The organism is Cellulomonas sp., assembly GCF_965229465.1.
GTDB lineage: Bacteria > Actinomycetota > Actinomycetes > Actinomycetales > Cellulomonadaceae > Cellulomonas.
Window position 1 is genome coordinate 957,579 of sequence record NZ_OZ245882.1, and the last position, 22,637, is coordinate 980,215.

General features: G+C 73.3%; 17 protein-coding genes. 13 read left to right on the plus strand and 4 right to left on the minus strand.

Annotated features, from left to right (window positions below; translation table 11 throughout):
* Nucleotides 1–20: 20 nt before the first annotated feature.
* Nucleotides 21–1,415 carry an NAD-dependent malic enzyme gene (locus ACO06A_RS04580; RefSeq protein WP_421734861.1) on the plus strand — a complete coding sequence of 465 codons (1,395 nt, stop codon included), beginning with the start codon at nt 21–23 and terminating at the stop codon, nt 1,413–1,415.
* Here ACO06A_RS04580 and ACO06A_RS04585 read toward each other — a convergent pair.
* Both ACO06A_RS04585 and ACO06A_RS04590 read right to left on the minus strand, forming a co-directional pair.
* Nucleotides 1,412–1,966, minus strand: a complete 555-nt coding sequence (locus ACO06A_RS04585; RefSeq protein ID WP_421734862.1) for a hypothetical protein — start codon at nt 1,964–1,966, stop codon at nt 1,412–1,414. The two genes, ACO06A_RS04580 and ACO06A_RS04585, sit on opposite strands and share 4 nt — an antisense overlap.
* A complete protein-coding gene (locus tag ACO06A_RS04590) occupies nt 1,967–2,701 on the minus strand; it encodes an IclR family transcriptional regulator (RefSeq protein ID WP_421734863.1) in 735 nt (244 codons plus the stop codon).
* A gap of 81 nt (nt 2,702–2,782) precedes the next feature.
* On the opposite strand from ACO06A_RS04590, the gene hutH reads away from it, so the two are divergent.
* From hutH to hutI, 5 genes are read left to right on the plus strand one after another with little or no spacing between them, the layout of a single operon-like run.
* On the plus strand, nt 2,783–4,300 hold the full coding sequence (gene hutH / locus ACO06A_RS04595) for a histidine ammonia-lyase (RefSeq protein ID WP_421734864.1): 1,518 nt from the start codon (nt 2,783–2,785) through the stop codon (nt 4,298–4,300).
* Nucleotides 4,297–5,955 (plus strand): urocanate hydratase, encoded by a 1,659-nt coding sequence (gene hutU / locus ACO06A_RS04600; protein WP_421734865.1) that lies wholly within the window; start codon nt 4,297–4,299, stop codon nt 5,953–5,955. Before hutH ends, hutU begins: the two co-directional genes overlap by 4 nt.
* Nucleotides 5,952–7,115, plus strand: a complete 1,164-nt coding sequence (locus ACO06A_RS04605; protein ID WP_421734866.1) for an allantoate amidohydrolase — start codon at nt 5,952–5,954, stop codon at nt 7,113–7,115. Before hutU ends, ACO06A_RS04605 begins: the two co-directional genes overlap by 4 nt.
* Nucleotides 7,112–8,425, plus strand: a complete 1,314-nt coding sequence (locus ACO06A_RS04610; protein WP_421734867.1) for a formimidoylglutamate deiminase — start codon at nt 7,112–7,114, stop codon at nt 8,423–8,425. The genes ACO06A_RS04605 and ACO06A_RS04610 overlap by 4 nt, the downstream gene beginning before the upstream one ends.
* Complete coding sequence (hutI, locus tag ACO06A_RS04615; RefSeq protein WP_421734868.1) at nt 8,422–9,564, plus strand: imidazolonepropionase; 1,143 nt, start codon at nt 8,422–8,424, stop codon at nt 9,562–9,564. The genes ACO06A_RS04610 and hutI overlap by 4 nt, the downstream gene beginning before the upstream one ends.
* Here hutI and ACO06A_RS04620 read toward each other — a convergent pair.
* Nucleotides 9,561–10,631: an NADH:flavin oxidoreductase/NADH oxidase gene (locus tag ACO06A_RS04620; protein ID WP_421734869.1), complete on the minus strand. Its 1,071-nt coding sequence runs from the start codon at nt 10,629–10,631 to the stop codon at nt 9,561–9,563. The genes hutI and ACO06A_RS04620 overlap by 4 nt on opposite strands.
* 87 nt (nt 10,632–10,718) lie before the next feature.
* On the opposite strand from ACO06A_RS04620, the gene ACO06A_RS04625 reads away from it, so the two are divergent.
* From ACO06A_RS04625 to acs, 3 genes are all read left to right on the plus strand, one after another.
* Entirely contained in the window at nt 10,719–11,564 is an 846-nt protein-coding gene (locus tag ACO06A_RS04625; protein WP_421734870.1) for a formate/nitrite transporter family protein, read from the plus strand.
* Between the two features lie 55 nt (nt 11,565–11,619).
* Nucleotides 11,620–12,669, plus strand: coding sequence for a hypothetical protein (locus ACO06A_RS04630; protein ID WP_421734871.1), 1,050 nt, complete (start codon nt 11,620–11,622; stop codon nt 12,667–12,669).
* A 92-nt stretch (nt 12,670–12,761) separates the two neighbouring features.
* Complete coding sequence (gene acs / locus ACO06A_RS04635) at nt 12,762–14,762, plus strand: acetate--CoA ligase (protein WP_421734872.1); 2,001 nt, start codon at nt 12,762–12,764, stop codon at nt 14,760–14,762.
* On the opposite strand, the gene ACO06A_RS04640 is transcribed toward acs, so the two are convergent.
* The gene (locus ACO06A_RS04640; protein WP_421734873.1) at nt 14,763–16,451 is read right to left on the minus strand and encodes a bifunctional lysylphosphatidylglycerol flippase/synthetase MprF; all 1,689 of its coding nucleotides are present in this window, start codon (nt 16,449–16,451) and stop codon (nt 14,763–14,765) included.
* A gap of 78 nt (nt 16,452–16,529) precedes the next feature.
* On the opposite strand from ACO06A_RS04640, the gene ACO06A_RS04645 reads away from it, so the two are divergent.
* The 4 genes from ACO06A_RS04645 to ACO06A_RS04660 all read left to right on the plus strand — a co-directional run bounded on the left by ACO06A_RS04645 (nt 16,530) and on the right by ACO06A_RS04660 (nt 22,558).
* Entirely contained in the window at nt 16,530–17,630 is a 1,101-nt protein-coding gene (locus ACO06A_RS04645; RefSeq protein ID WP_421734874.1) for an alpha/beta hydrolase, read from the plus strand.
* 152 nt (nt 17,631–17,782) lie between these two features.
* Entirely contained in the window at nt 17,783–19,216 is a 1,434-nt protein-coding gene (locus tag ACO06A_RS04650) for a cellulase family glycosylhydrolase (RefSeq protein ID WP_421734875.1), read from the plus strand.
* Between the two features lie 188 nt (nt 19,217–19,404).
* A complete protein-coding gene (locus ACO06A_RS04655; RefSeq protein WP_421734876.1) occupies nt 19,405–20,832 on the plus strand; it encodes a cellulase family glycosylhydrolase in 1,428 nt (475 codons plus the stop codon).
* A gap of 202 nt (nt 20,833–21,034) precedes the next feature.
* Nucleotides 21,035–22,558 (plus strand): hypothetical protein, encoded by a 1,524-nt coding sequence (locus tag ACO06A_RS04660; protein WP_421734877.1) that lies wholly within the window; start codon nt 21,035–21,037, stop codon nt 22,556–22,558.
* Nucleotides 22,559–22,637 lie beyond the last annotated feature (79 nt).

Consider the following 22,637-nt stretch of genomic DNA (forward strand, 5'->3'; position numbering starts at 1 on the left):
GATGAGTCCACAATGTTCGGATGGTCTCCCCGAGCGTCTCCTCGTCCATCACCGCTCGCCTCGAGGTGCAGGCCCGACCGACCGCCGTCAGCGAGCTCACGACGGCGATCGAGAAGGCCGGCGGCATCGTCACCGCCCTGGACGTCACGGCCTCCGGTCACGAGCAGATGACCGTCGACGTCACCTGCGCGACGCGCGGCGAGCAGCACGCGGCCGACATCGTCGAGGCCCTCAAGGGCCTGCACGGCGTCGTCGTCGAGCGCGTCAGCGACCGCACGTTCCTCATGCACATCGGCGGCAAGCTCTCGATCGAGTCCAAGGTGCCGCTGCGCAACCGCGACGACCTGTCGATGGCGTACACCCCGGGGGTCGCGCGCGTCTGCGAGGCGATCGCCGCACACCCGGAGGACGCCCGCCGCCTGACCATCAAGCGCAACACGATCGCGGTGGTCACGGACGGCACCGCGGTGCTGGGGCTCGGCAACATCGGGCCGCTGGCCAGCCTGCCGGTCATGGAGGGCAAGGCGGTCCTGTTCAAGCGGTTCGCGGGGATCGACGCGTTCCCCATCGCGCTGGACACCACCGACGTGGACCAGATCGTCGAGACCATCTGCGCGATCGCGCCCGTGTTCGCGGGGATCAACCTCGAGGACATCTCCGCCCCGCGCTGCTTCGAGATCGAGCGCCGGCTGCGCGAGCGCCTCGACATCCCGGTGTTCCACGACGACCAGCACGGCACCGCCATCGTGGTCGTCGCGGCGCTGACCAACGCCCTCAAGGTGGTGGGCAAGGACCTGGCCACCGTGCGGATCGTGCTCTCGGGCGCGGGCGCGGCGGGGACGGCCGTGCTCAAGCTGCTGCTGGCGGCGGGGGCCAAGGACGTCGTGGTCGCGGACATCGAGGGCGTCGTCCGCGCCGACCGCCCGGGCCTGGACGAGTCGCTGTTCTGGACCGCGTCCATGACCAACCCGCGCGGCATCTCGGGCAGCATCCCGGACGCGCTCAAGGACGCCGACGTGTTCATCGGCGTCTCCGCCCCGGACGTCATCACGGGCGACGACGTCGCGACGATGGCCCCGGACTCCATCGTGTTCGCGCTCGCCAACCCCCGCCCGGAGGTGGACCCGGACGATGCGGCGCAGCACGCGGCCGTCGTCGGCACCGGCCGCTCCGACTTCGCCAACCAGATCAACAACGTGCTCGCGTTCCCGGGCGTGTTCCGCGGGCTGCTCGACGCCCAGTCGCACCGGATCACCAGCAACATGCTGCTCGCGGCGGCGTACGCGCTGGCCTCGGTGGTCACGGACGACGAGCTCAACCCGACCTACATCGTGCCCAGCGTGTTCAACCCCGAGGTCACGACGGTGGTCGCGGCAGCGGTGACCAAGGCGGCACAGACGCCGATCGAGGTCTAGGAGCGCACCTGGCGTGCGGCTCGAATCCTGGCGAGGGCCGCCTTCCGAGCCCGGCGCGACGCGACCGACCCGAAGCTGCTCCGGCACGACTCGATGTCGGCGACGACCTCGTGAGACTGCACGGCCAGCAGTCCCAGGCACCGTGCTCGTCCGTACTGCTCGACCGTCGAGGCGAGGGCCTTGCACCACCACCGGGGCGGTCGGGTCGGGGCCAACGGACCCAGGGACTCGCCCACGTCGGACGGACCACGTCCGACGATGTAGCTGAGGAAACGCCCTCGATAGTCGTAGACGCTCACCGGACCGCCGAGGAAGCCCGTCACGGCCAGGGTGACCTTGCTCCAGCGCCGGACGAGAGGCCGCCGGAAGTCCGCAGTGACGGAGACCGAGGCCTGGACGATGTCGGTGAGGACGTAGTCGCGACGTTCTCCGTCCTCGGTCACCGCGACGACGTGCGTGGGCGACACCGTGATCGACGTCGGCGCGAACGGAGCTGCGCCGACGAAGAACAGATTCTCCTCGGCGTGCGCGAACAGGGAGTTCGAAGTCATTCAGACCCTCCTGGCCAGCTCTGCGGCGGCCCGCAGTGTCGCACGGACCAGGTCGGCCGAGGCGTCCCCGTCGGCGAACGTGACCGCGAGCCCGGCGATCGGGTGCCCGGTGCGGTCGCGCACCACCGCCGCGACGGAGGCGAACCCGGTGGTGACGTCCCCCCGCTCGGACGCCCAGCCGTCGCGACGGACCTCGGCGAGGATCGCGCGCAGCTCGGACAGCCGTCGCGGGCCGACGCCGGTGCGGTCGACGAACGCCTCCTGACCGGGGAACAGCGCCCGCACCTGGGCCGACGGCAGGTGCGCGAGGATCGCGCGGCCGCTCGCGGTGAGGTGCGCGGGCAGCCGCACGCCGACGTCGGTGACGAGCGACGGGCGGCCGGCGGCGCGCTCCTCGACGACGTAGAGCACGTCGCGCCCGTGCAGGACGGCCAGGTGCGCGCTCTCGCCCACCTGGTCGACCAGCCGCGCGAGCACCGGCCGCGAGGCGCGGGCCAGCGGCGCCTGCCGCGCGTAGGCGGAGCCCAGCTCGAACGCGCCCAGCCCCAGGCCGTAGCGGCGCTCCTCGGGCAGGTGCACGACGAACCCGTGCTGGGTGAGGACGGCGAGCAGGTGGTACGTGGTCGACCGCGGGAGGCCGAGCGCCGTGGCCAGCGCCGCAGCGGGGAGCGGTCCCGTCCGCGACAGGTGGGCCAGCAGGCGCAGGGTGGCGTCGGCGGCGGGCACATCGCTCATCACGACCTCCTGTCTGGTATCCCAGACGGTATCGCCGGAGCGGACCTACGCAACGCGCCTCCCCGCGCGGTGTCATGAGTCATGAGCCCCCATCCCTCCGTCGTCGTCGGCACCGGTCCGGTCTCGATCGCCGACGTCGTCTCCGTCGCCCGGCACGGAGCGGGCGTCCGGCTCTCCGACGAGGCACTGACCGCGATCGCGCGAGGCCGCGCGGTCGTCGACGAGCTCGCGGCCGACACCGCACCGCACTACGGCATCTCCACCGGCTTCGGCGCCCTGGCCACCCTGTCCATCCCGGCCGACAAGCGGCTGGACCTGCAACGGAGCCTGGTCCGCTCGCACGCGGCCAGCACCGGCCCGGAGGTCGAGCGCGAGGTGGTCCGCGCGCTCATGCTGCTGCGCCTCTCGACGCTGGCCACCGGTCACACCGGCGTCCGGCCGGAGACCGCGAGCGCGTACGCGGCCATGCTCGACGCCGGGATCACTCCCGTGGTCCGCGAGTACGGCTCGCTCGGCTGCTCCGGCGACCTCGCGCCGTTGGCGCACTGCGCGCTGGCCCTGATGGGCGAGGGCGAGGTCCGTGACGCCACCGGGAGGCTCGTCGAGGAAGCACGCCCCGGTCACACGCTCGTCGAGAAGGAGGGTCTGGCCCTCATCAACGGGACGGACGGCATGCTCGGCATGCTCGCCCTCGCGCTGCACGACCTGGACGTGCTGCTCGACACGGCGGACGTGGCGGCCGCGATGAGCGTCGAGTGCCTGCTCGGCACCGACGCCGTCTTCGCCGCCGACCTCCAGGGGCTGCGCCCGCACCCCGGGCAGGCCACCTCGGCCGCGAACATCCGTGCGGCCCTCCGCGGCTCCGGGATCATGGCCAGCCACAAGACCCCCGAGTGCACCCGTGTGCAGGACGCCTACTCGCTGCGATGCGCGCCGCAGGTGCACGGTGCCGCGCGGGACACCGTCGAGCACGCGCGGACCGTGGCCGAGCGGGAGCTGGCGGCGGCGATCGACAACCCGGTGATCACCGACGACGGCCGCGTCGAGTCCAACGGCAACTTCCACGGCGCCCCGGTCGGGTACGTGCTCGACTTCCTGGCGATCGCCGTCGCCGACGTGGCGAGCATGTCCGAACGCCGCACCGACCGGTTCCTCGACGTCTCGCGCAACCACGGCCTGCCGGCGTTCCTCGCGCACGACCCCGGGGTCGACTCCGGCCTGATGATCGCGCAGTACACGGCCGCCGGGTTGGTGAGCGAGCTCAAGCGGCTGGCGGTGCCGGCCAGCGTCGACTCGATCCCGTCGTCGGCCATGCAGGAGGACCACGTGTCGATGGGCTGGCACGCGGCCCGCAAGCTGCGCCGGGCGATCGACGGCCTGACCCGGGTGCTCGGCATCGAGCTGCTGACCGCCGCCCGCGCGATGGACCTGCGTGCCCCGCTGGCCCCGTCGCCCGTCACGGGAGCCGTCAGAGACCTGCTCCGCGCGGCAGGCATCCCCGGACCGGGGCCGGACACCTACCTCTCCCCCGACCTCGAGACCGCCGCCGACGCCGTCCGTGACGGCTCCGTCGCCGCACAGCTAGGAGCCCGCTCATGACCGGCCCCCGCCCCGTCCGCGCCCCCCGCGGCACCACGCTGACCGCCCGCAGCTGGCAGACCGAGGCGCCGCTGCGGATGCTCATGAACAACCTCGACCCGGAGGTGGCCGAGCGGCCGGACGACCTGGTGGTCTACGGCGGCACCGGCAAGGCGGCCCGGTCGTGGGACGCGTACGACGCCATCGTGCGGACGCTGACCACGCTCGGCGACGACGAGACGCTGCTGGTCCAGTCGGGCAAGCCGGTCGGCGTGCTCACCACGCACGAGTGGGCGCCGCGCGTGCTGATCGCCAACTCGAACCTGGTCGGCGACTGGGCGACCTGGCCGGAGTTCCGCCGGCTGGAGCAGCTCGGGCTGACGATGTACGGGCAGATGACCGCGGGCTCGTGGATCTACATCGGCACGCAAGGGATCCTGCAGGGCACGTACGAGACGCTGGCCGCGGTGGCCGCGAAGCGGTTCGGGGGCACCCTGGCGGGCACGCTGACCGTGACCGGCGGCTGCGGCGGCATGGGCGGCGCGCAGCCGCTCGCGGTGACCCTCAACGGCGGGGCGTGCCTGATCGTCGACGTCGACGGCGACCGGTTGCAGCGCCGGGTCCGCGAGCGCTACCTGGACCGGGTGGCGACGAGCCTGGACGAGGCGATCGCGCTGGTCAGCGAGGCTCGCAGCGAGAAGCGAGCACTGTCCGTCGGCGTCGTCGGCAACTGCGCGACCGTGCTGCCCGAGCTGCTGCGCCGCGGGGTCGACGTCGACGTCGTCACCGACCAGACGTCCGCGCACGATCCGCTGAGCTACCTCCCGGTCGGCGTCGAGGTGGCCGACTGGGCGTCCTACGCCGCCGCCAAGCCGGAGGAGTTCACCGAGCGGGCACGCGAGTCCATGGCCCGGCACGTCGAGGCGATGGTCGGGTTCCTGGACGCCGGCGCCGAGGTGTTCGACTACGGCAACTCGATCCGCGACGAGGCAAGGCAGGGCGGCTACGAGCGGGCGTTCGACTTCCCCGGGTTCGTCCCCGCGTACATCCGGCCGCTGTTCGCCGAGGGCAGGGGCCCGTTCCGCTGGGCGGCGCTGTCCGGCGACCCGCGCGACATCGCGGTGACCGACCAGGCCGTGCTCGACCTGTTCCCGGAGAACGACCACCTGCACCGCTGGATCCGCGCCGCGCAGGACCGGGTCGCGTTCCAGGGGCTGCCCGCGCGCATCTGCTGGCTCGGGCACGGCGAGCGCGACCGCGCGGGGCTGCGGTTCAACGAGCTCGTCGCCTCCGGTGAGGTGGCCGCGCCGCTCGTCATCGGCCGCGACCACCTCGACGCCGGCTCGGTCGCGTCCCCGTACCGCGAGACCGAGGGCATGGCCGACGGCTCCGACGCGATCGCCGACTGGCCCCTGCTGAACGCGCTGGTCGCGGCGTCGTCGGGGGCCACCTGGGTGTCGATCCACCACGGCGGTGGCGTCGGCATGGGCCGCTCGATCCACGCCGGGCAGGTGTCCGTGGCCGACGGCACCGAGCTGGCCGCCCGCAAGCTCGCACGGGTGCTCTCGAACGACCCGGCGATGGGCGTGCTGCGGCACGTCGACGCCGGGTACCCGCGGGCGGACGAGGTCGCGGCGGCGAACGGGCTGCGCGTGCCGATGCGGGAGGACTCGTGACGTTCGCCGGCACGTGGTCGGACCTGTCGCGGGTCGGGCGGGCCTCCGACGGCGGCTACCGCCGGTTCGCCTGGACGCGCGAGGACCACACGCTGCGCGAGTGGTTCGCCGGTGAGGCGCAGGCCCGCGGCCTGGACCTGGTCACCGACCGTGCGGGCAACCAGTGGGCGTGGTGGGGGGACCCGGACGCGACGCCGGGCGTCGTCACCGGCAGCCATCTCGACTCGGTGCCGGGCGGCGGGGCGTTCGACGGACCGCTCGGGGTGGTCAGCGGCTTCGCCGCCCTGGACCTGCTGCGGGAGCGCGACGTCACGCCCGCACGGCCGCTCGGCATCGTGAACTTCGTCGACGAGGAGGGTGCCCGGTTCGGCGTCGCCTGCGCCGGTTCCCGCCTGATCACGGGTGTGCTGGACGCGGACCGGGCGCGGGCGCTGCGCGATGCCGACGGGGTGAGCATGGCCGACGCCCTGCGCACAGCCGGCCGCGACCCCGCGGAGCTCGGTCCCGACGCGCAGGCGCTGCGCCGGGTCGCCTCCTTCGTCGAGCTGCACGTCGAGCAGGGCCGCGCCCTCGTGCACACCGGCGACCCGGTGGGCGTCGGCCGGATGATCTGGCCGCACGGCCGCTGGCGCGTGGAGCTGCGCGGCGAGGCCAACCACGCCGGCACCACCCCGCTGGCCGACCGGCGCGACCCGATGCTCGACCTCGCGGCCCTGATCGCGCAGGTCCGGCGGGCTGCCGAGGACGCCGGCGCGCTGGCCACCGTCGGGAAGCTGCGGGTGGACCCGAACGGCGTGAACGCGATCCCCTCGCAGGTCACCGCGTGGCTCGACGTCCGCGCGTCCGAGGAGTCCGCGGTCCGGGCGGTCCTCGCATCGCTGGCCGCGTACGCGCCGCAGGAGGAGTCCTGGACCCCGGTCACGGTGCTCGACGCCGACCTCGCGGACGTCGTCGCGGGAGCGCTGGGCGACCCCCCGCGCCTGGGCACCGGCGCGGGCCACGACGCCGGCATCCTCGCGGCCGCGGGCATCCCGACGGCCATGCTCTTCGTCCGCAACCCGTCGGGCATCTCGCACGCGCCCGCGGAGGACGCCGACGAGGCGGACTGCGTGGCGGGCATCGACGCGCTCGCTGCGGTGCTGGGACGGTTGCTCACGTGACCACGTACTGGGCCGCGCACGCGTGGCTCCCGACCGGCCTGGAGAGCAACGTCCGCGTCACCGTCGCCGCCGGACGGATCGTTGCCGTGGAGAAGGCGCCCGCGAGCCCGGGCGACCACAACCTCCCCGGCGTCGTCCTGCCCGGGTTCGCCAACACGCACTCGCACGCGTTCCACCGCGCGCTGCGGGGCCGCACGCACGACGACGGCGGCACGTTCTGGACGTGGCGGGACCGCATGTACGCCCTGGCCGCGACCCTGACCCCCGACACCTACCTCGACCTCGCGCGCGCCACCTACGCCGAGATGGTGCTCGCCGGCGTCACCGCGGTCGGCGAGTTCCACTACCTGCACCACGCCCCCGGCGGCACCCCGTACGACGACCCGAACGTCATGGCCGAGGCCCTGCGCACGGCCGCGCGCGACGCCGGGCTGCGGATCACCCTGCTCGACACCGCCTACCTGACCGGCGGGATCGACGCGCCGCTGGAGGGCGTCCAGCGACGGTTCGGCGACCACGACGCCGACGCCTGGGCCGCCCGCGTCGCCGCGATCGGCCCGGACGACACCCTCACGGTCGGCGCCGCGATCCACTCGGTCCGCGCGGTCCCCCTGGACGACCTCCCCCGGATCGCCGCGCACGCAGGAGGCCGCCCGCTGCACGTGCACGTGTCCGAGCAGCGGCTCGAGAACGAGCAGGCGCTGGCCACGTTCGGCGCCACCCCCACCCGGGTGCTCGAGGACGCCGGGGCGCTCGGCCCGGGCACCACCGCGGTCCACGCCGTCCACGTCACGCCGGAGGACGTCGCGATCCTCGGCTCCACGCGGACGGGGATCTGCCTGTGCCCGTCCACCGAGCAGGACCTCGGCGACGGGATCGCGCCCGGCGCCCTCCTGCAGTCGGCGGGCGCGCGCCTGAGCGTCGGCAGCGACCAGCACGTGCGCACCGACCTGCTGGCGGAGGCGCGGTCGGTCGAGATGCACGAGCGCCTGGCCGAGGAGTCCCGCGGGGTCCTGTCCCCCGCCGACCTGCTCGCCCTGCTGACGACGGGGGGTCACGCGAGCCTCGGCGACCCGACGGGCGGCCGGATCGCGGTCGGCGCCCCGGCCGACCTGGTGGCGGTCCGCACCGACACCCCGCGCACGGCCGGAGCCGACCCGGCGCAGCTGGTGCTCGTCGCCGGCAGCGCCGACGTGGACACCGTCGTGGTCGGCGGCGTCGTGCGGGTCGAGGGCGGGCGGCACGTGCTGGGCGACGTGGGGGCCATGCTGGGCACGGCGGTACGTGCCGCGTGGGAGGAGACCCGATGACGTCGCACCTGGTCACCGGCATCGGGGAGCTGACCACGCACGACGACCGGTTCGGCGGGCCGCTGCACGACGCGGCCCTGGTGGCGCAGGACGGCCTGGTCGCGTGGGTCGGGCCTGCCGCGGACGCCCCCGCCGCCGACGCCCGCACCGACCTCGGCGGCGCCGCGGTGGTCCCCGGCTTCGTCGACTCGCACACGCACCTGGTCTTCGGCGGCGACCGGTCGGCGGAGTTCGAGGCCCGCATGGCCGGAACCGTCTACACCGGCGGCGGCATCGCGACCACCGTCGCGGCCACCCGGACGTCGTCCGACGAGGTCCTGCGCGCGCGCCTCGCCGCGCTGGTCAGGGAGGCCCGGAGCCAGGGCACCACCACCCTGGAGATCAAGAGCGGGTACGGGCTCGACGTCGAGAACGAGGTGCGGCTGCTCCGCCTGGCTCGTGAGGTCACCCCCGAGACCACGTTCCTGGGCGCGCACGTCGTCCCCGCGGACGTGGACCGCGCCGACTACCTGGCCCTGGTCACCGGCCCGATGCTCGAGGCCTGCGCGCCGTACGCCCGGTGGGCCGATGTGTTCTGCGAGCCGGCCAGCCCGCTCGCGTTCGACGGCGACGAGGCGCGCGCGGTGCTCGTCGCCGCGCGGGCCGCGGGACTGGCCCTGCGCGTGCACGCCAGCCAGCTCGCGCCCGGACCCGGGGTGCACCTCGCGGTCGAACTCGGTGCCGCCAGCGTCGACCACTGCACGTACCTGTCGAACTCCGACGTCGCGGCCCTGGCCGGCTCCGGCACGGTCGCCACCCTGCTGCCCGGCGTCGAGTTCTCCACCCGCTCGCCCTACCCCGAGGCCCGCCGCATGATCGACGCGGGCGTCGAGGTCGCGCTCGCCAGCGACTGCAACCCCGGCACGTGCTACTCCACGTCGATGCCGCTGATGATCGCGCTGGCCGTCCGGGAGATGCGGATGACCGTCGAGGAGGCGGTCCGGGCCGCCACGCTCGGCGGGGCCCACGCGCTGCGTCGCGACGACGTCGGCCACCTGCGCCTCGGCGCCCGGGCGGACCTCGCCGTGCTCGACGCCCCGAGCTACCGGCACCTCGCCTACCGGCCGGGAGTGCCGATCGCGCGGGCGCTGGTCCTCTAGGCCCAGGTGGCGCGGCGGTACTGCGGCTGCCACGCCTCGACGTCCTGGACGCCCAGCTCGTGCGCCGCGCGCAACGGCCACGACGGGTCGCGCAGCCCCTCCCGGCCGAGCAGGACGGCGTCGGCGGACCCGTCGGCCAGCACGGCCTCGGCCTGCGCCGGGTCGGTCAGGAGGCCCACCGCCGCCACCGGCAGCCCGGCCGTCTCGCGCACCTCGCGGGCGGCCGGCACCTGGTACCCCGGGCCGACCGGGATGGACGCGGGCGCGTTGCCGCCGGTGGACACGTCCACCAGGTCGACGCCGTGGCCGCCGAGCTCCTTGGCCACCTGGGCCACCTCGTCGACCGTGAGCCCGCCCTCGACCCAGTCCGTCGCGGACAGCCGGACGAACAGCGGCTTGTGGTCGGGCCAGGCCGCGCGGACGGCGTCGGCGGTCTCGACGAGCAGCCGGGCTCGGTTCTCCAGCGGACCGCCGTACTCGTCGTCGCGGTCGTTGGACAGCGGCGAGAGGAACTGGTGCAGCAGGTAGCCGTGGGCCGCGTGCAGCTCGACCACGTCGAAGCCGGCGTCGTCGGCCCGGCGCGCGGCCTCCGCGAAGGCTGCGGGGACGCGCGCGATCTCGTCGAGGGTGAGCGCGCGGGGCGTCGCGAGTCCCGGGAAGGCCGTCGCGGACGGACCCACGGTCGCCCAGCCGCCCTGGTCCGCCGGCACCGAGCCGTGGCCGTCGGCGAACGGGGAGAACGTCGACGCCTTGCGGCCCGCGTGCGCCAGCTGCACCCCGATCAGCGTGCCGCGCTCGTGCACGAAGTCGGTGATCCGGCGCCACTCCGCGACGTGCAGGTCGTGCCACAGCCCGGTGTCCTGCGGCGAGATGCGCCCCTCGGGGACGACCGCCGTGGCCTCGGCGAGCAGGAGCCCGAACCCGCCGGACGCGCGTGCGCCCAGGTGCACCAGGTGCCAGTCGTTCGGGCTGCCGTCGACGGCGGAGTACTGGCACATCGGGGCCAGCCAGGCGCGGTTGGCGAAGGTGGTCCCCCGGAGGGTGAGCGGCGAGAAGAGAAGGGTCACGTGCGGTCGCAACCGCCGAGGGCCGTCCTCGATTCCCCAGGCCCTTCGACCCCCTCCGAGCCGTCGAAGCCGCGCGACGATGGACGCGTGCTGAGCATCCCCGACGCGGTCGACGCCCAGGCGGTCGCCGCCCACCACAAGGTCGAGCTGATGACGACGCCGGGGGTGTACCTCGTGCGCACCATGCTGGCCGGCGCCTACATCGGCATCGGCGTGCTCATCATGGCCACCGCGGGCGGCCCACTGTTCGTGGCGGCCTCGCCGTTCACCCCGCTGGTGCAGGGCCTGGTGTTCGGCGTCGCGCTGACCGTCGTGGTCGTCGCCGGGGGCGAGCTGGCCACCTCGGCGATGATGATCCTCACGCAGGGCGCGATCCGGGGCGCGATCAGCTGGGGACGGGCCGCCGTGATCCTGCTGGCGTGCATGGCCGGCAACCTGGTGGGCGCCATGGTCTTCGCGTTCCTCGTGCACGTCTCCGGCGTCCTGGCCCCCGGCACGGCCGGCGGCGCGGTCCTGGCCAGCATGGTCGATCACAAGGCCCACGAGACGTCGGTGCAGCTGCTGGTCCGCGGGATCCTGTGCAACGTGATGGTCTGCCTGGCCATCTGGTGCGCGGCGCGGCTGCGCAGCGAGGGCGCCCGGATCGCCGTGATCTTCGCGTGCGTCATGGTGTTCATCACGTCCGGCTTCGAGCACGTCGTCGCCAACATGACGACCTTCTCGCTCGGCCTGTACGGCAGCCTGCCGGGTGCGACCGTGGCCGAGATGGCCCGGAACATCGCCCTCGTCGGGCTCGGCAACCTGATCGGCGGAGGGCTCTTGGTCGGGGCCGCGTACGCCTACGGCAGCCGCCCGGCCCGCACCCTCGAGCAGCCCGCTGTGTCCGACTCGGGCGCGCTGCACGGCGACCGGGAGCCGCTGGCAATACGGTGACTCGAACAGCGGCGCAGCCGACGCCGCCCGAGCTGGCCAGCTTCGAGGAGCACGCATGAGCACCTCCGACCCGCACCGCCCCGGCGGCGCGACCGACCGTCCCGACGAGACGGACCCCTCGATCGAGCAGACGACGCCGGGTGCCGACGACGCCCCGGCCCACGAGGTCGCGCCGACCGTCGAGACGCTCGACCCCCCGACCCCGACCGAGGCAGAGCCGGACGCCGCCGCCGCTGAGCCGGTGGCCGCGGAGCCGGACGCCACCGCCGAGCCGGTGGCAACCGAGCCCGTCGAGCCCGTCGAGCCCGTCGAGCCCGAGGTTGCTGCCACCGAGACCCTCCCCGCCGCGGCGCGCCCCACGGAGACGACCGGGCCGAGCCTCGACACCGGCCGGCACGCGGTCGTCCGACCGGCACCCACGCCGCCCGACGAGCCCACGCCCGACCCGGTCGTCACCCCGACCGCCACCACCGAGCCCGTCGAGCCCGCCGCGACCCCCACCGCGGAGCCGCCGACCCCCGAGCCCGCTCCCGTGACCGCCGCAGCGCCCGTCGCGTTCGCGGCACCGGCACCGACACCGGCTGCGGTTGCGGCCGGCGACGACGGCCTGTTCCCCGACCCGAACGCCCCCCGCTCGACCTCCGTCGGCTCGCACATCCTCGGCGTCCTGGTCGGCCTGATCCTCGGTCCGCTCGGCGCGGCGGTCCTGCTCATCGGCGAGGCGCAGATCCTGGACGCGCAGGTGGACGGCTGGGACGCGTCGACCGAGGTGCTCGGCATCGTGCTCGTCACCCTCGGCGTGCTGCTGCTCGGCGCGGTCCTGCTGCTCGGGCTCTGGACACCGTCGGTGCCGATCACCGCCGGCACCGTGCTCACGCTCGCCGGCATCGTCTACCTGTACCTGCCGTCGATCGCGCGCGAGCAGACGCTCAACGTCCTCACCTCCTCGGGCTGGCGCGTCACCGTCACGCAGGTGACGGTCGCGGGCACGTCGGGGATGGTGATCGCCGTCGGGTTCCTGCTGCTCGTGGCGGGCATCGTGGCGGCCGCCGCGCGCCGCCGCGGGGTCCACCTCGGCGAGTTCCGCGAGCGCCACCGCGTCTGAGCCGGGAGCACGGGCACGCGGCTCTGCGGCTAGAGTGCGTTCCCGGACCCCGGTCCACCTGCATCGACGTCGCTGCACAGGAGGTGGTCCTCGTGACCGACACCCCGCCCGAGTCCCACGAGCCCGGCCTCGAGAACCTGCTCACCGAGGACCGCCGGTTCCCCCCGACCCCCGAGTTCGCCGACCAGGCCAACGCCCAGCGCGGCCTGTACGCGTGGGCCAACGCGGACCGGCCCAGCTTCTGGGCGGAGCAGGCGCGTGAGCTGCTCAGCTGGGAGAAGCCGTTCGAGGAGGTTCTCGACTGGTCGAACGCGCCGTTCGTCCGATGGTTCGCCGACGGCACCCTGAACGCCGCGTACAACGCGGTGGACCGGCACGTCGAGGCCGGGATCGGCGACCGGGTGGCCCTGCACTTCGAGGGCGAGGACGGGTCCGGCCGGTCGCTGACCTACGCCGACCTCCAGCGCGAGGTGTCGAAGGCGGCGAACGCGTTCACCGCGCTGGGCGTCGGCACGGGCGACCGCGTCGCCATCTACCTGCCGCTGATCCCCGAGGCCGTCATCACCATGCTGGCCTGCGCGCGCATCGGCGCCCCGCACTCGGTGGTGTTCGGCGGGTTCTCCGCGGAGGCGCTGAGCACCCGGATCAACGACGCCGAGGCCAAGCTCGTCGTCACCGCGGACGGCGGGTACCGGCGCGGGTCGGCCAGCGCGCTCAAGCCCGCGGTCGACGAGGCGCTGACCAAGGGCACGCCGTCCGTCGAGCACGTGCTCGTCGTGAAGCGCACCGGCCAGGACGTCGCCTGGAACGACGAGCTCGACGTGTGGTGGTCGGACGTCGTCGACACCGCCAGCGACCAGCACACGCCGGTCGCGGTCGAGGCGGAGCACCCGCTGTTCATCCTGTACACGTCGGGCACCACCGGGAAGCCGAAGGGCATCTTCCACACCACCGGCGGCTACCTCACGCAGGCGGCCTACACGCACAAGAACGTCTTCGACCTCAAGCCGGAGACCGACGTCTACTGGTGCACCGCCGACATCGGCTGGATCACGGGCCACACCTACGTCGTGTACGGCCCGCTGATCAACGGCGCCACGCAGGTCATCTACGAGGGGACCCCCGACACCCCGCACCGCGGACGCTGGTGGGAGATCATCGAGAAGTACAAGGTCTCGATCCTGTACACCGCCCCCACGGCCATCCGCACCTGCATGAAGTGGGGCGAGGAGATCCCGGCGAAGTTCGACCTGTCGAGCCTGCGGGTGCTCGGGTCGGTGGGTGAGCCCATCAACCCCGAGGCGTGGATGTGGTACCGCCGGGTGATCGGCGGCGACCGCACGCCCATCGTCGACACGTGGTGGCAGACCGAGACCGGCGGCATCATGATCAGCCCGCTGCCGGGCGTCACCGAGACCAAGCCCGGGTCCGCACAGGTGCCGCTGCCGGGCATCGCCGCGGACGTCGTGGACGACGACGCACAGTCGGTGCCCAACGGGTCCGGCGGCTACCTCGTGCTCACCGAGCCGTGGCCGGCGATGCTCCGCGGCATCTGGGGCGACCCGGACCGCTACGTCGACACGTACTGGTCGCGCTTCCGTGGCCTGTACTTCGCGGGCGACGGCGCCAAGAAGGACGACGACGGCGACATCTGGCTGCTCGGCCGCGTGGACGACGTGATGAACGTGTCGGGGCACCGGCTGTCCACCACCGAGATCGAGTCGGCGCTGGTGAGCCACCCGTGGGTCGCCGAGGCCGCGGTCGTCGGTGCCGCCGACGAGACCACCGGGCAGGCGGTCGTCGCGTTCGTCATCCTGCGCGGCGACGCCGGCGGGGGCGACCAGGACGCGGACGCGGTGCAGACCGAGCTGCGCAACCACGTGGCCAAGGAGATCGGCCCGATCGCCAAGCCGCGCCAGATCCTCGTCGTCGCGGAGCTGCCCAAGACGCGGTCCGGCAAGATCATGCGTCGGCTGCTGCGGGACGTCGCGGAGAACCGGCAGGTCGGCGACGCGACGACGCTGGCCGACTCGTCGGTGATGGACCTGATCGCACAGGGGTTGTCCGCGCCGGGAGCGAAGCAGGAGGACTGATCACGGCGCGGCGCCGATCGACCCCAGGAACCGCCCGATCACCGGGATCTCCGTCACCCCCTCGGCACCGGCGAGGACCAGCGCCTGCGTCGCGACGAACTCGACCGAGTCGAGCACCACGTACCGCGGCACCCAGCCGGGGTCGAACTTCTCGTTGAAGGTGCTGAGCGTGCCCATCTGGGTGCCCTCCGACAACCGCTGGAGGATCGGCCGGGCCAGCGCGTCCATCCGCGAGCCTGCCTCCGGGTCGCCCTCGAGCACCTCGCGCATCATCGCGAAGTTGAGCCCGAGGCCGCGTTCTCCGCGGCTCGCGAGGTGGGTGATCGTCGCGACGATGGTGGCGTCGATGAGCCCGTTCGGCAGCCGCTCCGTGTCGGTGCGCCGCCGCATCACGTCGAGCGACCAGCCGCCGATGTCGGTCGCGGGCACCCACTGGCAGAAGGCGTCGACCCGGCCCGACGGATCCCGCGTGACGGAGAGCATCAGACCGGTGTCGGCCGGCTGGAACAGTCGGGAGAGCGTCATCGAGAAGCCGCGTTCGACGTCCCCCTGCCGGGACTCCTCGCTCATCGCCTCGATGCTCGCCCGGAGCTCGCCGTCGATCGTCGCCGGGTCGTGGAAGGTGGTGACGTAGCCGGCGCGGTCGATCCGGTGCACCGCCTGGCGCAGCGACTTGTGGGAGCGCCCCTCGAGCGTGAACGTCGGGCAGTCGACGATGGCCTCGTCGCCCAGGTAGACGGTGCGCAGCCCGCTGGCCTCGTACTCGGGAAGCCAGTCGGCCGCCGCGCCGATGACGGCCACCGACCACCCGAAGTCGTCCGCGTGGTCGAGGAACTCCGCCCAGGCGAGCACCTTCTCCTCGGCCGGACCGATGGGGTCGGGCGAGACCAGGCACACCCCGCCGCGCACCGAGTGCGCCACCACTGACCGTCCGGTGAAGAACCAGTCCTTGTCGTCGCGGAGGGCGAAGTAGTCGAGGGTGCCGCCGCCGTGCTGCTGCACGACGATCCGCGCGCGCTCGCGCTCGTCGAGGTGGTCCTGCGGGCTCAGCCGCTGGGGGCGCCGCGGTGAGAGCAGGGACCAGAGCAGGGTCGCGAGCCCGCCGACGGCCAGCAGGTAGGTGACGGGCGCGAGGAGTCGGCCGAGCCGTTCGACGTCGGCGTCGGAGGGGTCCGCGACGACCACCCAGACCGCGAGCCCCGCGATCAGGGCGACGAGGCACGCGGCGGCGACGACGAGCCCGACGACCGCCTGCCGGACCGCGTGCCGCGTGGGCAGCACCGGGAACGCGGAGCCGCGGGACGCCAGCCAGCCGGCGCACACCGCGACGACCACCGCCGCCAGGACGTCCGGGCCCTTCGCCAGGTGCAGCACCGCCGAGAGGGCGAGGGCCACGATCGTGGCGATCCACGCGAGCCGGTGCCCACGCCGCAGGCCTCGGGCGGTCAGCAGCAGGACGACGGACACGACCACCAGCGTCGGCCGGGCCGCGTGCTCGACCAGGCTGGGGACGAGGTCGCGCACGAACCCCAGGCGCTTCCAGAGCGGGTGCACCACCGCCGACAGCAGCCCGAGGACCGCGAGGACGAGCACGACGCGCGAGGCGACCGCCCGGACCCGGCTCCTGCGCCGCTGCTCCTCGATGGCCGACCGTGCGGGGCTGGGCGCGAGAACGGGGCTGGCCGTCATCGCCCCAGTGTGCCCGTCGGGACCCGCCCGGGGCAGCCTGTCAGGCTGGTCCCGCATCGCGAGCGAGAGGGGGAGCCGATGGACGACTCATCGGACGGCGACCTTCCCGCCGACGTGCTGGTCGAGCTGGGCACCGGTGGAGACTGGCTCAGCTCGTGGTGGACCGTGGTCGCGCTGCTGGCGCTGGCGGCGCTGGGAGTGCTCTGGGCGGTCCGGCGGCGCGCGCGGCACCGGTTCTCCTGGCCGCTGTGGACCGTCTCGGTCCTCGCCGTCGTGCTGGCCGCGGGGTTCGTCGCGAACATCGTCGTCGGCTACGTGCCGAACGTCGCGGCCGCCCGCACGGCCCTGGCGAGCAGGGGCTACGGCCCCGCCCCCGTGACGCCCGCGACCGCGCACACCGGCCGCGTCGAGTCCGTGCACATCCCGGCGCCCGACGCCGACCGCATGCCGGCCGACAGCCTGACGTGGGTCTACACGCCGCCGGGCTACCCCGACGGGTCGGCGCGGTACCCGGTGGTGTACCTGGTGCACGGAACGCCGGGTGTCAGCGGCGACTGGTTCGCGGGCGGCGACGTCCCGCACGCGATGGACGTGCTGCTCGCGCGCGGGCTCGTGCAGCCGATGATCGTCGTCAGCCTGGACGTCAACGGCACCGGACCCGGCGCGACGGACACGGAGTGCCTCGACTCGACGACGGGCGGGTCGCGGGTCGAGACCTACCTGACCAGCACGGCGATCGCGTGGGTCGACCGGGAGTACCGGACCGCCGCGGACTGGCAGCACCGCACGATCGGCGGCTTCTCGGCCGGCGGCTTCTGCGCACTGGACCAGGGCCTGCGGCACTCGGAGCTGTACGGCACGATCCTCGGGATCGAGCCATATGGCGACCCCGGTGCGGGCGGGCGGGCGATGCTCGCGACGGATGCCGAGTGGGACGAGCACGACGTCGTGAGCTATGCGTCGACGATCCCCCTCCCGCACGACGTCGCGCTCTTCGTCGACATCGCGGGCCGCGAGCACGACCAGCCCCGGCGGGACGGCACGGCGATCGCCGAGGACCTGGCGGCGCGCGGGCAGGACGTGCTCGAGCGCGAGGAGGCCGGGCACTGGCACACGTGGACCATGGCGCGGGTCGCGATCCCCTACGGACTGGAGTTCGCGTCCGCACGCATGCCGTGAAGCGTTTAGGGGAATGGAGAGCGCCTCCCGGACCTGGTTGTGTGACCACGCACCCGCCCGCCGGCCGGCCGGCGGAACGGCGGGCGGGTGCATCCACGCCTCGACCGCCCCGTGCGCGCGGTCGCCAGCCGCCCACGGAACGAGGACGTCCCATGAGGTCTCGAAGGTCCCTGCTGTCCGGCGCCGTCCTGGCAGCCGCCGTCGTCGCGCTGGGCGCCACGTCGCTGATCTCCACGTCCGCGCAGGCCGCGACTCCCCCGGGCCTGCACGTGTCCGGCACCCAGCTGGTGGAGAAGGACGGCACCCCGTTCGTCGCCCGCGGCGTCAGCCACGCCCACACCTGGTACGTCTCGCAGACGCCCACCGCGATCCCCGCGATCCGCGCCGCCGGCGCCAACGCGCTCCGTGTCGTCCTGTCCGGCGGCGACCGCTGGACCAAGAACGACGCGGCCGACGTCGCCAGCATCATCAGCCAGTGCAAGGCCAACAAGCTCATCTGCATGCTCGAGAACCACGACACCACCGGCTACGGCGAGCAGAGCGGCGCGGTGACGCTCGACACGGCGGCCAACTACTGGGTCAGCATCGCCTCGGCTCTCCAGGGCCAGGAGGACTACGTCCAGATCAACATCGGCAACGAGCCCTTCGGCAACAACGCGACGACCAACGCCACCTGGGCGTCCGCCAGCTCCGCCGCGATCGCCAAGCTCCGCGCGGCCGGGCTGCACCACAACATCGTGATCGACGCCCCCTCCTGGGGTCAGGACTGGGCCGGGATCATGCGCGACAACGCCGCCACCGTGGCCGCGTCCGACCCCGACAAGAACGTCCTGTTCTCCGTGCACATGTACGGCGTCTACAACAACGCGTCGACCATCAACGCCTACCTCGACGCGTTCAAGGCCAAGGGGCTGCCACTGGTCATCGGCGAGTTCGGCAACATGCACTCCGACGGCGACCCCGACGAGGACACGATCATGTCCGAGGCGGTCAAGCGCGGCATCGGCTACTACGGATGGTCGTGGTCCGGCAACGGCGGTGGCGTCGAGTACCTCGACATGGTGACCGGCTTCAACCCGGCGCAGCTGACCTCGTGGGGCACGCGCATCGTCAACGGGACCAACGGCATCAAGTCCACCGCGGTGACGGCCAAGATCTACGGCGGCGTCCAGCCGACGACGCCCGCGCCGACGACTCCGGCACCCACCACCCCGGCGCCGACCACGCCCGCACCGACGATGCCCGCCCCGACGACGCCCGCGCCAACCACCCCGCCGCCGACCGGCAAGACCTGCACCGCGGCCCTCGTGGTCAGCAACACCTGGCCCGGTGGCTACCAGGCGGCCGTCACCGTCAAGGCCGGCACCGCGATGATCAGCAGCTGGAAGACCGCGTTCTCGCTGCCCTCCGGCGGCGCCGTGCAGAGCGGCTGGTCCGGCACCTACTCCCAGTCCGGCACCACGCTGACCGTGTCCAACGCGGCCTGGAACGGGCTGCTCGGCTCCGGGGGCAGCACCACGTACGGCTTCGTCGGCAGCGGCACCGCGCCGAGCTCCACGACCGCGGTGAGCTGCACGGCCAGCTGAGCTCTCGGTTGACGACGGAGGGCCGGGTCGCGACGGCGACCCGGCCCTTCGTCGTGCAGCGCCCCGGCCACGGGTGTGAAGCGTTTCGGCCGTGGAGAGCGCCTCCCCGTCCTGGTTGTGTGACCCCGGCCCCACCGTCGGCGCCATGAAGCGCCGACACCCCCTTGCCCACGGAACGAGGAAGTCCCATGAGGTCTCGAAGGTCCCTGCTGTCCGGCGCCGTCCTGGCAGCCGCCGTCGTCGCGCTCGGCGCCACGTCGCTGTTCTCCACTGCCGCCCAGGCCGCCACGCCCCCCGGCCTGCACGTGTCCGGCACGCAGCTGGTGGAGAAGGACGGCACCCCGTTCGTCGCGCGCGGCGTGAGCCACGCCCACACCTGGTACACGTCGCAGACGACGACGGCGATCCCCGCCATCCGCGCAGCCGGTGCGAACGCCCTGCGCGTCGTCCTGTCCGACGGCACCCGCTGGACCAAGAACGACGCCGCCGACGTCGCCAACATCATCAGCCTGTGCAAGGCGAACAAGCTGATCTGCATGCTCGAGGACCACGACACCACCGGCTACGGCGAGGAGGGCGCCGCCTCCAGCCTCGACACGGCTGCCAACTACTGGATCTCGCTGGCCTCCGTGCTCCAGGGCCAGGAGGACTACATCCAGATCAACATCGGCAACGAGCCGTTCGGCAACAACGACACCGCGAACACCAAGTGGGCGGGCGACACCGCCGCGGCCATCAAGAAGCTGCGCGCCGCCGGCCTGCACCACAACATCGTGGTCGACGCCCCGGCCTGGGGTCAGGACTGGAAGAACATCATGCGCGACAGCGCGGCGACCGTCGCCGCCGCCGACCCCGACGCGAACACCCTCTTCTCCATCCACATGTACGGCGTCTACAACACCGCGTCCTCGATCACCACCTACCTCGACGCGTTCAAGGCGGCCGGCCTGCCGCTGATCATCGGTGAGTTCGGCTACCGGTCCAGCTCCGCCGACGTCGATGACGCCACCGTGATGTCCGAGGCAGTCAAGCGGAACATCGGCTACTACGGCTGGTCGTGGTCGGGCAACACCGACCCGGTGCTCGACATGGTGCTCAACTACAACCCGGCCACCCTGTCGCCGTGGGGTCAGAAGGTGCTCAACGGGGTCAACGGCATCAAGTCCACCGCGGTGACCGCCAAGGTCTACGGCGGCGTGCAGCCGACGACGCCCGCGCCGACCACCCCGGCACCCACGACGCCTGCACCCACCACGCCGGCACCGACCACCCCCGCACCCACGACGCCCGCGCCGACCACCCCGCCGCCGACCGGCAAGACCTGCACCGCGGCCCTCGTGGTCAGCAACACCTGGCCCGGTGGCTACCAGGCGGCCGTCACCGTCAAGGCCGGCACCGCGATGATCAGCAGCTGGAAGACCGCGTTCTCGCTGCCCTCCGGCGGCGCCGTGCAGAGCGGCTGGTCCGGCACCTACTCCCAGTCCGGCACCACGCTGACCGTGTCCAACGCGGCCTGGAACGGGCTGCTCGCAGCGGGTACGAGCACCACGTACGGCTTCGTCGGCAGCGGCACCGCACCGAGCTCCACGACCGCGGTGAGCTGCACGGCCAGCTGAGCTCACGGTTGACGACGAAGGGCCGGGTCGCGACGACGACCCGGCCCTTCGTCATGCCCGCTTGGGTGGGCCTGTTCTGGTCATGCCCGCTTGGGTGGGCCTGTTCTGCTGGGCTGTGGGCGGCTCGGTGATCGGGTCTGTGGATATGTTTGAGCAGGTCAGAGGCTTGTCGAGCGTGTCCAGTTCGCGTAGAATCGTACACATGTTCGAGACGGCGGTCCCGGTGGTGAAGGTGGCAGCGCGGGTGCGCGACGCCGCCTCTTCGCTGGCTGTCGTGGCCCGGCAGTCGCGGGCGTGGACGGGTGCGGACCGGGCGTCGGTGCTGGCGGTGGTGCGGGCCTCGGAGGCGGCGTTGGCCGAGGCGCGGGCGCACCTGCTGGTGGCGGACCGTGATGCGGGGGACAGCCTGCGGCCGGGGGATCGCTCGTTCGAGGCGGCCCAGGCCCGGGTGACCCGGTCCGGTCTGGGGGAGGCGTCCCGGTTAGTGCGGCAGGCGGACGCGTTGGTGTCGATGGGCACGGTCGCGGCGGGGGTCCGGGAGGGGTCGGTGCCGTTGGGTCACCTGGACGAGCTGGCCCGGGTCGCGGCGGCTGCGACTCCGGAGGTGGCGGCGGTGCTGCGCACTGCGGAGGCGCAGGAGCAGGTGGTGGGGATGGCGAGCCGCGCGTCGCGGCCGGACTTCGCCCGGGCGTTGGCCCACTGGGTCGCCGCCCAGGACCCCGCTGCGTTGCAGGCCGAGCATGAGGCCCAGCACCGGGAGCGGTTCTTCTCGATGTCCGTCCAGCCGCACGGGGTGTTCTTGAAGGGTCGCCTGGACCGGATCGCCGGGGAAACCCTGCGGGTCGCGCTGGACGCGATGGGCCAGTACGGCGACGACACCCGCTCCCCGGGGCAGGCCAGCGCCGACGCGCTGACGATGCTGGCCGAAGGCGCGTGTGCCGGTTCTGGGCCGCGGTCCGCGGTGGGTGGCGCTGGGGGTGCTGATACCGCTGCCGGCGGGGATGCGGCCGACCGGCCGGTTGGTGGGCTGCCCGGGTCGGTGAGTCGCCCGCACGTGTCCCTGCTGGTGGCGGCCGAGACGATCGCGGAGCTGCTGGCTCACCAGCGGGCCGGGGCGGACGTGGCCTGTGCCCCGGTCGCCCTGCCCTGGGGGACAGTGGCACCGGCGACGTTGGAGGACGGCACTCCGGTGGCGATGTCGGAGCTGGCCCGGGTGTTGTGCGAGGCGGACGTCACCCGGATCGTGATGTCCGCCGAGAGCCTTCCCTTGGATGTGGGACGGTCCAAGCGGTTGTTCACCACCGCGCAACGGCGCGCCGCGGTCGTGCGCGACGGGCGGTGCGTGTGGAACGGGTGCGAGCAGCACGCGTCCCGGTGCGAGGTGCACCACATCAGGTGGTGGGACCGCGACAGAGGCGAAACGTCGATCAGCAACGCGGCCTTGTTGTGCAAGCACCACCACAGTGAGGTCCACCGACTCAACCTGAGCCTCCACCGCCTAGAGAGACCACCCGGCTGGACCCGACGCCAGCGTGCGAAGGCGCTCGCAATGCGGGCCGGTAGCGGGCCGGACGGAGCCGGTCAGGTCAGTCAGGTCGGCGAGGTCGGCGCGATGGGCGGAGCAGGCGGGATCGGCGGCGTCGGCGGACGCACACAACTGCGCTACGAGTTCCGCAACCACCGCGGACACACCATCAACGCCCCCGACGGCCACCCACCTGGCTGACGTCGGCCGCGGCGGCGACTTGCGGTGAGCCGCAGGAACTCCACGTGGCGGTCGAGAGCAGGGCACCTTCCAGTGGCGC